This window comes from Stella humosa, assembly GCF_006738645.1.
Classification (GTDB): domain Bacteria; phylum Pseudomonadota; class Alphaproteobacteria; order ATCC43930; family Allostellaceae; genus Allostella; species Allostella humosa.
In genome coordinates, this window is record NZ_AP019700.1 from 992,049 (window position 1) to 1,004,271 (window position 12,223).

The following is a 12,223-nucleotide window of genomic DNA, read 5'->3' on the forward strand; positions in this document are numbered from 1 at the left end:
GCCATGGCCGACAAGATGCTGGCGATCCGCCTCTCGATCCGGGATGCGGAGACGGTCCGTGCTGCCCTGAAATCGGTCGGCGCCGAGGGCCAGGCGGCCCTCCAGTCGATCGAGCGCAGCGCCGCCCCGACGTCCCGCGCGCTGGAGGGGCTGAAGGCCCGCGTCGACGACACCCACCGCGCGCAGCAGCAACTGGCCCGCGACGAGGGCACCCTGTCGGCGGCGATGAAGGCCGGCAACATCTCGGTCGAGGAACGCAACCGCCTCCTCGACCTGTCGCGCCAGAAGTACGGCGAGGCGACGACCGGCGCCCGCGCCATGTCGACCGAGACGACGGCGGCGGCCGGTGCCGCGCGCATCCTCGCCAGCTCGCTGGGGGCGCTCGGCGTCACGATCGGTGCCGCCTTCGTGCTGGACAAGGTCACCGCCTTCGGCCGGGCCGTGATCGAGGCGGGCGACACCGTCACCCGCCTGGATGGCCGCTTCCAGGCGCTGACCGGTTCGGCCGGGGCGGGGGCCGCCGCCGTCCGCCAGGTCTTCGACATCGCCCAGAAGACGGGTGCGGCCGTCGACGACACGGCCCAGTCCCTGACGCAGTTCTTCGTCGCCGGCCAGTCGGTCGGCGCCACCCAGGCACAGGCCGCCCGCCTGATCGAGACCGTGCAGAAGCTGGGCGTCGTCGGCGGCGCCACCATGCAGTCGATGGTGGCCGGCACCCGCCAGCTGGCCCAGGGCCTGGCCGCCGACCGCTTCGCCGGCGACGAGTTCAAGAGCGTCATGGAGAACATGCCGCTCGCCGCCCGGGCGCTCGCCGACGCGCTGGGGGTGACGATCGCCCGCCTGCGCGAGATGTCGGAGGCGGGCGAGCTGACGGCCGAGCGCGTGTTCGGCGCGTTGGAGAAGAAGGCCGCCGACGCCGACCGCATGTTCGCCGCCATGCCGGCGACCGTGCAGCTGGCATCCGGCCAGGCGGCAGCCGCCTGGACCGAGTTCGCGGCCTCCATCGACAGCTCGCTCGGCCTCAGCCGGATGCTGGCCGAGAGCCTGCAGGGCGTCGCCCGCCTGCTGCGCGGCCTGACACCGGCCAGCAAGGAAGCAACCGTGGCCGGCCTGCGCGCGTCGCGCTCGGCCCTGGAAAAGCAGCTCGACACCGAGGGCATGCGTGCACTCCAGGCCGAGCTGGCCGAGATGCGCCGCAACCCCGAGGCCTACGGGGCCGAGATCGCGTCGCGCGAGAAGCTGCTGGCATCCCGCCAGAAGGAGCTGGCGGCGATCGAGGCCAAGATCCGGGCGCTCGACGGCGAGGTCGCGGCCGAGCAGGAAGCGACATCCGCCCGCGACCTGGCCGAGCGCACCGTGGCGGCGGCGACGAAAGCATCGCTGGCCAAGGCCAAGGCCGACAAGGAACAGCTCGCCGCCCAGCAGGCGCTCGACCGCGTGCTCTCCAACCTCAACCCGAAATACAAGGCGGCCAAGGATTTCTCCGACGCCGTAATGCGGCTGGATGAGGCGCTCCAGGACGGCGCCATCTCGGCGGCCGACCACGCGAAGTATGTGGCACTGGCGGCCAAGGCCCAGGACGATGCCGGCAAGAAAGCCGACGGGCTGGGCCGGAAGCAGAAGGAGCTGAAGCTCACCTACGACAAGCTCCACCCCTCGATCCGCGAGGCGACCGAGGCCGCGCTCGAGCACGAGCGGCGGATGGCGTCGGGGTCCAAGGAATATGCCGCCGTCATCAAGGCCGAGGAGGAGCTGGCCGACAAGCTGACCCAGGAAGCGGTGCCCGCCTGGGAGCGGACGCGCCAGAAGCTGGCCGAGTACCAGGGATTGCTGGAGCGCGGCCGGATCGGGCCCGAGGTCTACGCCTACCATGTCGACCGCCTGACCCGGTCGCTGGAAGACCAGGACCCGGCCTTCAAGGCGGCCCAGAAGGCGGCCGAGGACTACCAGAAGGAGCTGGACCGCGTCATCGGCCGCTCGACCGACCGCATCGTCGATTTCGGCGCCGACACGCTGTTCGACGTGCTGTCCGGCAAGGCCAGCGACTTCTGGGAAAACTTCAAGGATTTGGGGCTGCGCGCGCTGTCGCAGCTTGCGGCCGAGGCGGTGTTCCGGCCGCTGGTGCAGCCGCTGGTCGCCGACATCGTGCGCGGCGCGCCGGGCCTGTTCGGCATCTCCGGCATCCCCGGCTACCAGTCGACCGGCGGTGCCACCGGCGGCGGCATCTCCATCCCCGGCCTCGGCACGGTCGACCTGGGCGGCATCGGCGCCTGGCTGAAGACGCCCTTCGCGAACTTCGGCGGCGGGTCGTCGGTGGGCAGCGCCTACTACGGTACCGAGGCCACCTTCGGGCCCGGCTCCGCCACGCCCTGGGGCGGCGGCGGGGCCGGTGGGGCGGCCGGCATGCAGGGTGGTTGGTCGATCGCGCCGGCCGACATCCTGGGCCCGATCGCGGCCGCCTTGCCGGGGCTGCTGTCGGGCAACTTCGCCCAGGCGGGCCTGGGGGCGGGTGGCGCCATCCTCGGCAATTTCCTGCTGCCCGGCCTGGGCGGCGTGCTGGGCGGCATCGCCGGCAACCTGCTGGGCGGGCTCTTCGGGAAGAAGCCCTCGAACAAGGGTGCGGCCTACAGCTTCTTCCTGGATGAGGATTTCTCGACCGAGTACCAGGGCACCAAGCACGCCGACAGCCGCGCCCTGGTCGAGGGCTTCGCCGACGACCTGCAGACCGCCCTGGTGCGCGCCGAGCAGCGCTACGGCGTCGACCGTGCCACCGACGGCACGGTGATGGGCACCATCTACGGCCGGAAGGAGGGCGGCCGCTTCTTCTACGACGCGGGCGCCCGCGACGGCGATTCGGTCGAGGACCGCAGCTACTTCGACTTCGACCCCAAGGACGAGGCGCAGGTGAAGGCCGCGGCGGAAGGCGTCGTCGTCCGCGCCATCCGCGACGGCTTCGTGGCTGCGGGCGAGGACCCGGCCGCCACCCAGTCGGCCCGCGACGTCGCGGTGGCCATGCAGGCGAGCGTGGCCCGCACCTTTGCCGAGCTCGACACGGAACTGGCCTTCGCCCGCGGCTTCGACGCCTTCGCCCGGCTCGGCAGCGGGGCGATCGACAAGGTCACTTTCGCCACCGAGCAATTCACCGAGAAGGGCCGCGCCTCGGCCGAGGCGGTGGGGGCCAACGCCCGCGCCTATCTCGACCAGGCGCAGAAGCTGAGCCTCGGCGGCGAGCTCCTGGAAAACGGCATGAGCCGCGCCGACGCGGCCATGCGCGGCTATGTCGAGAGCTTGCTGTCGGGCGAGCCGGCGCTGGAGGGCATGGCCGCCGTCGAGGCCGAGCGCATCGGCTACGTCACCCGCCTCAGCGAGGTGCTGGTCGACCTCGGCTACTCGACCGAGCGGGCGGCCGAGATGGCCGGCGCTGCCGGGCAGAAATTCGTGGCCGATGCCCAGGCGGTGCTGGACCAGGTGGCCCAGGCGGCCCAGCAGGCGCTCGTCTCGGCCTCCATCGGCATCCAGACCGCCATCAACCAGGCGATCAACCCCGCCTACCAGATGTCGGCCTACGACCTGTTCCGGCAGCAGGGCCTCGACCCGAGCTATTCCGGCTCCACCGGCGGCTACGGCCGCCTGTTCGGCCTGGTGTCGGGGGCGGCCACCGGCGACGCGGCGGCCCTGCAGCAGGTGGGCGAGCGGCTGACCGCCAACCTGGGTGCCGGCCACCTCTCGCAGTCCCAGGTCGGTGCCATCCTGGGCTACGCCACCAGCGCCTACGGCCGGGCGGCCCAGCCCGTGTCGGGCGGCTACCAGCCCGCCAACGACAATGGCGGCGGCGGGGCTTCCTCGGGCGGCGGCGGCACGGGCGGTGGTGGCGCCGACAATTCCGCCCGCGACGCGATCAATGCCCAGATCCAGGCGCAGCGCGAACTTGCCCAGTCCACCGCCGAGCTGATCCGCGCCCAGGAGCGGCAGCGCGACAGCTACGCCCAGTTGGCCGAACGCACGGCCAAGTTTCGGCAGTCCCTGCTGCTGGCCGATGGCCTGTCGCCGCTGACGCCCTGGCAGCAGCTCCAGGAGGCTGAGCGGCAGTATGCCGCCACCGTCGCCCGGGCCCAGCAGGGCGACGAGGCGGCGATCGCCGACCTGGAGGGCGTCACCCGGACCTTCCTGGAGAAGTCGCGCAACTACTGGGCCAGTTCGTCGGGCGAGCTCACCCGGTCGAGCCGCTACCAGGAGGATTTCGCCCGCGTCCAGCGCGACACGCTGTCGGTCGAGCACAAGGCGCGCGACCTGCAGGCGGCCGCCGTCGCCCAGTTGACGACCCTGAATGCCAAGGCGGGGTCGATCGAGGCGGCCATCATTGCCCTGGGCGCCCAGCTGTCGGGGCTTTCCAGCGGCGGCGGGTCCGGCGGCGGGGCGGTGGTGGTGGGGAGGGGCGGCAGCGCGCCCGTCACCCCGGCTGCCGGCTACTACCTCAACCAGGCCGGCGCCCTGACGCAGATTCGCTTCGGCCGAGAATCCCTCGGGCGCGGCGCCAACGAGGACGTGGCCACGTTCATGGCCCGCAGCTTCCGCGGCTACACCGGCGCCCAGACCGAGGACGCGGCCTATGCCTGGATGCAGGAGCCGCACCCCTCGGGCCTGTCCGGCCTGTCGCGGCTGGAATACTTCGCCGCCGCCCGCCGCGCCGGCTTCGGCGGCGCCTTCGGCGGTGCGGACCACACCAACTGGCTGAACGCCGATGCAACCGGCGTCGAATGGCGCGACTTCATCGACCGCCTGCGCGAATACGCGACCGTCCCGGTCGGCTTCTGGGCCGGCTTCGGCGGCCCGGCCAACTACCGCCTAGGCGGGGTCTTCGGCGGCGGCAACGTCATCCCCTTCCCTGGCCGGCCGCCGACCGGCGCCGTGATCGGCCAGCCGACCCTGTTCGACATCGGCCGGATGGGCGAGGCGGGGGAGGAGGCGATCATGCCGCTCGCCCGCACCGGCGGCGGCGAGCTGGGCGTGCGCGCGGTGGGCGGCGACGATCGCGGCCTGGCCGCGGCCTTGGCCCGAATCGACCAGACCCTGGCCGACATCCTGCGTGAGCTGCGCGAGGACAAGATCCAGCGCGCCGAGGCCACCCGCCAGATCGTCCGCGCCGAGATGGCGACGCTGGAGGCGGTGCGGCGCAACCGGCCACCCCTGATCGATGCCGGCCCCGGCCGGAGGATGACCGTCTGATGGCGACCGATCGCGTGTTTCTGGTGGAGATGGAAGGGTGGAACCCCACCACTTCGGCCGTCGAAACCCTCTATTGGACGGACGGCGGTGGCCTGCAGACCGAGGAGGGGGACGACCCGTCCGACGAGTTCTATGAGCCGTATCTCGTCGTGCCGCCCGGCCGGCTCTACAAGCGCAGCCTGTTCGCGGACGGCCGCACCGGCGGCGGCACGCAGGTCGAGATCGCCGACGGCATCGCCATCGCCAACACCGGCGGCCAGTGGGACCACCTGGCCGAGTGGGGCTGGGACGGCCGGCCGTTTCGCCTCTACAAGCTCGACGCCGGCCAGGCGCGGGGCGACGCCGTCCTGCTGCTGTCGGGCGTGGTCGAGCAACTGCTGCCGGTCTACGAGGCGAAGGCCGGCGAGGTCGACAGCCGCCTGGTGATCCGCCTCAAGGATCCGCTGTCGCGCTTCGACCAGCCCCTGCAGCCGTACAAGTACCTGGGCACCAATGTCGGCCCGGACGGATTCGAGGGGACCGAAGAGGACCTGAAGGGCCAGCCTCGCCCGATCGGCTATGGCGTCTGCCGCGAGGTGCCTGCCCGGCCGGTCAACACGTCGCTGCTGGTCTACCAGGTGGCCGATGGCGCGGTGGCTGAGATCTCCAGCGTCTACGACAAGGGCGTCATGCTGACGCTCGATACCGACTATGCCACGCCGGCCCTGCTGGCGGCGGCGACGCCGGCGCCGGGCGAGTATGCCACCTGCCTGGCCTATGGCCTGTTCATGCTGGGGGCGACGCCGGCCGGCGCGATCACGGCGGATATCTCGACGGTCGGCTCGCCCCTGCCGTCCGGCAACGCGGTCGAGCTGGATGGCGCCGGCGGCAACTACCACCGCGCCGGTGCCGTCTCCGGGGCGGCCGCGACCGATCGCGGCTTGGCGTCGCTGTGGTTTCGGGTCGACGACGGTGATGGGTTCGCGCGCACCCTGGTCTCGCTGCGCGATGCCAACTTCCAGCATGCGTTCGCCCTCTACCTCAACAGCGCCAACAAGCTGGTGGGCGAGTGGCTGAATGCCGCCGGCGGCAGCAACGGCAACGTCATCTCGACGGCCACCTATCCCGCCGGCGGCGGGTGGCACCACCTGGTGCTGGCCTGGATCTTCGGGCCGGTCCCGTACATCGCGCTGCGGGTGGACGGCGGGAACCAGACCAATGCCGGCGTGGATGCCAATGGGCTGTTCGCGCCGCTCGGTACCGGCTGCCGCATCGGTGCCCAGGGGGCCGTATTGCCCAGTCAGCCGTTTCCGGGCGCGCTGGCCGAGGTGTGGATCGGCTGGGGGCAGTTTCTCGACATCACCGTCAGTGCCGGCGTCGAGCGGTTTCGCACGCTGTCCGGCTATCCGGCCGATCTCGGCCCGACCGGGGCGCGGCCGACCGGCACGTCGGCCACCATCTATCTGCGCGGCGGCCCGGACGTCTTCGGCAGCAACCTCGGCACGGGCGGGGATTTCGTGCGGGAGGATACGGCAGCGCTGGCCACCAGCACGCCCTATGCGCCGCCGCCGGCCTCGCCCTCGCTGGTGACGGCGGCCGAGATCATCCGCGACATCGCCCGCGCGCGGGCCGGCGTGACCGAGGATGAGATCGACGGCCCCGCCTTCGACCAGGCGATGCTCGACGCGCCGGAGCCGATCGGCCTGTGGGTGGGCGAGGAGCGCACCGTGCGCGAGGTCCTCGACGAGGTCGCGAATTCGGCCGCGCTCGCCTACTGGTGGCGGTCGGACGGCAAGCTGACGCTGGCGAGATTCCGCGCGCCCACTGGCCCGCCGGTGGCGACCATCCAGATGTCGGACACCCTCAGCCTGGCCCGCCAGCCGGTAACCGACACGGGCAACGGCCTGCCGGCCTATTCCGTCGTCGTCGAGCATTCGCCGATCTACCAGGTGCAGGATGGCGGGGCCCTGGCCGACAGCGTCGACACGGCGCGCCGGGCCTATCTGGCGACCGAGTTTCGCCGGGCCGCCCCCACCGCCGACAACAGCGTGCGGGTGCGCCACCTGTTGGCGCCGGAGCTGACCTGGCAGACGCGGATCTCCGAACCATCGGCCGCCGATGCCTTCGCCGCCGACCGCCTGGCGGTCTACAGCCGGCGCCGCGCCCGGTGGCTCGACCGCGTGCCGCTGACCGACGCGATGGCGGCGATCGAGCCGTTCGACGTGGTCGAGCTGCGCGACGATCGGCCCAGCCCGCGCTTCGGCTTGGGCGGCGGCAAGCTCTTCCGGGTGCTGGGCATCGACCCGGCCTGGCGCGATCGCACCATCGAATTCGACCTGTGGGGCGGCGTGGCCGAGCTGCGCGGGGACGATCCCATCCAGGGCTGGGCCTTCCCGGTCGGCCGGGTCGGCGGCCTGCGCGGGGCGGGCTTCGTCGGCTGGAGCTTCGCCATCGGCCGGGTCGGCAACATCACGGGTTCGCCGATCGTCGGTTGGACCTTCCCGGCCGGCACCGTGCAGCCGGCCGACCTGCTGACCACCGAGGCCGGCGACCCGCTGGTGACCGAGGCCGGCGACAACCTGATCGTGGAGGAGTGACCCATGCGTGGATGGTGGCCGAAGGGCGCGGAAGCCGTGCTCAACAAGGAAATAGACTTCGACACGGACACGCTGAAGGTGGCCCTGCTGGCGGCGACCTATGCCTACAACGCGGCCCATGATTTCTACAACGACATCAGTTCGGCCGTCGTCGGGACGCCGCAGACGCTGACCAGCGTCACCAAGGCGGGCGGCGTGCTGGATGCGGCCGATTCGCTGTTCGCCGCCCTGGTCGGGGCGGAGGTGGGGGCGTTCGCGATCTACAAGGATACCGGCGTCGCCGGCACATCGACCCTGCTGATCTTCATCGACGACTATGCCGGCCTGCCCTTCACCCCGGACGGGTCCGACCTGCCGATCGTCTGGCCATCGGCCGGCATCATGACGCCGGCGCTGGCGGCCTGATGCCATGACCAACTACGCATTTTCCGACCTGCCGCCGAGCGCCGGCCTGGCGGACGCGGATCTGTTCGCCGTCACCGACGATCCGGCGGGCACGCCCGCCAGCCAGAAGGCGACGGCCGCCCAGGTGGCGGCCTACGTCCATGCCGAAACCTCGGACATGACCGAGGCGACGGTGGCCGGCGGCGGCGACTTCGTGCCCGCGAGGGTCAGCGGCAACACGCGCAAGCTGGCCATCCAGACCATCCTGCAGACCCTGCGCAGCCTGACGTCGCTCGGCAGCAACGTCGATCCGGCCGACCGGCTGCTGATCACCGACGAGAGCGCGGCGGGCGACCCCGCAAAGTATGTCGACTACGAGAGCTTCATGGCCTCGATCAAAAACCTCCCGGAGGCGACGGTGCCGCCGTCCGACGGGAAGTTGCTGATCGTGGACAGCGGGGCGTCGGATGCCTTCTGGACGTCGCTGCCGAACCTGCTGGCTGGCATCGACAACACCAGCCTGTTTGCCGCCTTCGCGGCCACCATCGACGGCGCCGCCGACCGGATGTTCTATTGGGACGACAGCGCCGGGGCGATCCGCGGGATCTCGCCCGACCAGCTGGGCCAGGTGCGCCAGACCATCTGGGTGCCGGCGCGGGCATGGAAGCCGCGCACGACCAACGGCCCGGCCGAAGGCAATACGGAGCTGTCCACCAACAAGCGGATGGTGGTCAGCCTCGATTTCGACGCCTCCGTGCAGGAATATGCCGAGTTCTCGGCCTGGTTGCCCAAGAGCTGGGACCTGTCGAGCATGGCCTACCGGGCTGCCTGGACGACGGCGACCGGGTCGGGCGGCGTCACTTGGTCGGTCGCTTGCCGGGCGGACAGCGACGATGATGCCCTCGACCAGGCGATGGGTACGGCTGTGCTGGTGACCGACACGCGGATCGCGGACAACGACCTGCACATCACGGCCGAGAGTGCTGCGCTCAACGCTGGCGGCACCCCGGCCGAACTGGACCTGGTGACGTTCGTCATCAGCCGCGCGGTGGGCGATGGCGGCGACACCAAGACGGGTGACGCCAAGTTCCTGGGCCTGCACCTCTACTTCAACACCCGGTTCCGGAGCGACGTGTGAGCGGCGTGATCGCCCGGCGGCGTGCACGCCGCCTGACCGCGGCCGAGCTGGCGGCGGTCATCCTGCCCGCGGCCCTGGCCGCACCGGCCATCATCGTGCCGCGGCGCCTGCTCTACTACCGCGGCCGCTGGAACGGTCCGGGGGATTTCGCGGGCCAGGTGCTGATCGAGGGGCGGGCCGACGCCCGCACATGGCTCGATATCCAGGCGCTGCTGGATGGCGGCTGGGATGGCCAGCCGACGACGGCGATGTTCGGGCTGACGCATCTGGCCGGGTTTGGCGTCGGCGGCAGCATCACCGTCATCCCGGGGTCGCAGACCTACACGGCGTCAGGCTCGCAAGATATCCCCAACTTCAACCGCTACGAGGGCGCTGTCTGGGCTTCCGGCGGGGTGGCGGCGGCGCCATCACGGGGTCAGGGCGACCAATGGCGGGGCGGGCAACCCGTCGTCCTTCGCCTCGACCACGCCGGTGGCGGCCAACGGCGGGGGCGCCGGCCAGGTCGCGATCAGCGGCAACGGCGGATCGTCCTCGGGCGGCACGGCATCGGGCGGCGACACCAACACGACCGGCGGCGGCGGGGCCGCGGGCACCACGTCGAGCGGTGCCGGCGGGACCGCCCCGTCCGGCACCGGAACCCTGCTCGGCACCCTGACGGGCGGCACCGGCGGGGTGGCGCGGGGAAGCAATGCCACCGGCGACGTGGGTGTCGCCCCTGGCGGCGGCGGCAGTGGCGGCAAGGATGGCACCAACGATGCCGGCGGCGGCGGGGCCGGTGGCTTCGCCCTCAAACTGTGGGCGACCCCGGGCGCGTCCGGGGCACCCTCGGCCGGGGCGACGATCACGATCACGGTCGGCATCGCCGGCACGGCCGGCGGCGGCAGCAGCGGCCGTGCGGGCGGCGCCGGCGGTCGCGGCGAAGTGCGCACGCAGTGGGATTGAGGAGGGCAGGATGGTCGAGCGGCTGGAATATGGGTGGGTGGCGCCGGACCCCGAGACGGGGCGGCTGATGATCGTGCGCACCGAGGGCGGCAAGAGCCGCCTGCGCGTGCGGCCGGAGACGGTGGCCCCGGCCGAGACGCAGGACTATCGCGCGCCCTGGCGCAGCGAGGATGGCACCCGCGAGGGCGAGATCATCGGCAAGCTCTACATCGCGGCCAAGGTGCTGGCGGCCGAGGTCAAGCTGGGGGCGGCCGGCCGGCCGGAAGCCCGCCCGATCGAGACGGGCGAGCCGCCCGTGCCAGGGCCGGGCCAGCGCCTGGTGGGGCCGCTCTACCGCATCGGCCCGGAGACGATCACGCGCTACTGGGAGGTCGAGGACCGGCCGCTCGACGAGCTGCGCGCCGAGCGGGTGGCCGAGATCAAGGCGGCGATGGTCGAGCGCATTAACGATCGCCTGCTGGAGACGGACGACGCCGGCGACATCCGCGCGGCCGGCCGGGCCGCCCTGGCGGCGATCGCCGACGCCAAGAATGTCCAGGCGGTGGCCCAGGTGGCGGTGGCCTGGCCGGGTGCGGCCGCGGCGCCGGACGCGGCGGGCGAGGGCTAGGCCGTGGCCAACTGCCTGCTGGGCTATCGCAACTGGGCGGCGCGCGGGGCGCTGTCCGGTGGGTCGTGGCGGGCCAGCCGGCCGCTCGCCAGGCTGCAGGACATCGTGCTGGCCAAGGTCGCGCGCTCGACCGATGCCACCACCGGCTCGACCATCGTCCTGGTCGACCTGGGCGTCGCCCGGCCCGTGCGCATCATGGGGGTGGTCGGCCACAATCTGGGCCTGGCGGCGACGCAGCGCTGGCGGGGGGCGACCAGCCAGGCCAACCTGACGGCGGCCCCCGGCTACGACAGCGGGGCCGAGGCGGTGTGGCGCGGCACCGACACGCCCGATCTCAACACCGACGAGGCGGGCGAGCCGATCCATCGGCCGGTCGCCCTGTCGGTCGCGGCCGCCGACCAGTCCTGGCGCTGGTGGCGCCTGGATATCGCCGATACCGGCAATGCCGCGGGCTATGTCGAGCTGGGCTATCTGATGCTGTGGGCGGCCTGGCAGCCGACGCGCAATTTCAGCTACGGCAAGAGCCTCGGGCTGGAGACGGGCACGATCCGCGAGGAATCGATCGGCCTGGTGGAAACGCACGATCGCCGCGCCAGCCGGCGGACCGAGAAATTCGCGATCGAGAACCTGCTGCCGGCGGACGCCAAGATCGCGCTCCGCATCGAGCGCGAGCGCGATCTCGACCGGCCGATGTTCTGGCTGCCCAACCCGGCCGCCCCGGAGGAATGGCTCGACCGGGCGTTCCTCGCGCGGATGACCGTGCTGGGGCCGCTCGACAATCCGACGCTGCGGCGCGAGCGCAGCGTCTGGGATCTCCGCGAAGTGGCAGGGGGGTGACGATGGCGGTGACACTCGTGCCGGCGCCGCCGGCGCCGAAATGGTGGCAGCCCCTGGTCGGACCGATGTTCGGCGCCCTGCTGTCCGGCGTCGTCACCGGCGGCGGCATGATCTGGGCGACGGCGACCGAGCGGGCCGAAACCCGCTCCACTCTCAACCGCGTCGAGGAGACGATGCGCGGGCTGTCCGGTCGCGTCATCGCGCTCGAGATCTCGGACCGCGAGGGGCTGCTGATCCCCGGCCGGTTGGACGGCCACGCCGGCCGCCTTGGCACGCTCGAGCAGCAGCAGCGCGAGGCCCAGCAGCTCGACCGCTCGACCAACGGCCGCCTGACCGCGATGGAGACGTCGATCAAGGCGATCGAGGGCCGGCTGGGCGAGATGGTGATCGAGCTGCGCGGCATCCGCGATGGCCGCCGGGCCGGCGCGACGCCGGAGCGCGAGCCCTCGTTCCGCCAGAACTGACACCCCGCCGCCGCGGCGGGTGATCCGCGGCACACCCTGACGGAGACTG

General features: G+C 72.2%; 8 protein-coding genes. All 8 read left to right on the forward strand.

What is annotated here, in order from left to right; translation table 11 throughout:
- The first annotated feature begins 3 nt into the window (after nucleotides 1-3).
- The 8 genes from STVA_RS04740 (at nucleotide 4) to STVA_RS04775 (ending at nucleotide 12,174) form a co-directional block, all read left to right on the forward strand.
- Nucleotides 4-5,226: a tape measure protein gene (locus tag STVA_RS04740; RefSeq protein ID WP_142235655.1), complete on the forward strand. Its 5,223-nt coding sequence runs from the start codon at nucleotides 4-6 to the stop codon at nucleotides 5,224-5,226.
- Nucleotides 5,226-7,802 (forward strand): LamG-like jellyroll fold domain-containing protein, encoded by a 2,577-nt coding sequence (locus tag STVA_RS04745; protein ID WP_123689717.1) that lies wholly within the window; start codon nucleotides 5,226-5,228, stop codon nucleotides 7,800-7,802. Before STVA_RS04740 ends, STVA_RS04745 begins: the two co-directional genes overlap by 1 nt.
- Before the next feature lie 3 nt (nucleotides 7,803-7,805).
- Nucleotides 7,806-8,207 carry a hypothetical protein gene (locus tag STVA_RS04750; protein ID WP_123689716.1) on the forward strand — a complete coding sequence of 134 codons (402 nt, stop codon included), beginning with the start codon at nucleotides 7,806-7,808 and terminating at the stop codon, nucleotides 8,205-8,207.
- A 4-nt stretch (nucleotides 8,208-8,211) separates the two neighbouring features.
- A complete protein-coding gene (locus STVA_RS04755; protein ID WP_123689715.1) occupies nucleotides 8,212-9,324 on the forward strand; it encodes a hypothetical protein in 1,113 nt (370 codons plus the stop codon).
- A 471-nt stretch (nucleotides 9,325-9,795) separates the two neighbouring features.
- Complete coding sequence (locus STVA_RS04760) at nucleotides 9,796-10,266, forward strand: hypothetical protein (RefSeq protein WP_142235656.1); 471 nt, start codon at nucleotides 9,796-9,798, stop codon at nucleotides 10,264-10,266.
- Between the two features lie 10 nt (nucleotides 10,267-10,276).
- On the forward strand, nucleotides 10,277-10,873 hold the full coding sequence (locus STVA_RS04765) for a hypothetical protein (protein WP_123689713.1): 597 nt from the start codon (nucleotides 10,277-10,279) through the stop codon (nucleotides 10,871-10,873).
- A gap of 3 nt (nucleotides 10,874-10,876) precedes the next feature.
- Nucleotides 10,877-11,710 carry a hypothetical protein gene (locus STVA_RS04770; RefSeq protein WP_123689712.1) on the forward strand — a complete coding sequence of 278 codons (834 nt, stop codon included), beginning with the start codon at nucleotides 10,877-10,879 and terminating at the stop codon, nucleotides 11,708-11,710.
- 2 nt (nucleotides 11,711-11,712) lie between these two features.
- The gene (locus tag STVA_RS04775) at nucleotides 11,713-12,174 is read left to right on the forward strand and encodes a hypothetical protein (RefSeq protein ID WP_123689711.1); all 462 of its coding nucleotides are present in this window, start codon (nucleotides 11,713-11,715) and stop codon (nucleotides 12,172-12,174) included.
- Nucleotides 12,175-12,223 lie beyond the last annotated feature (49 nt).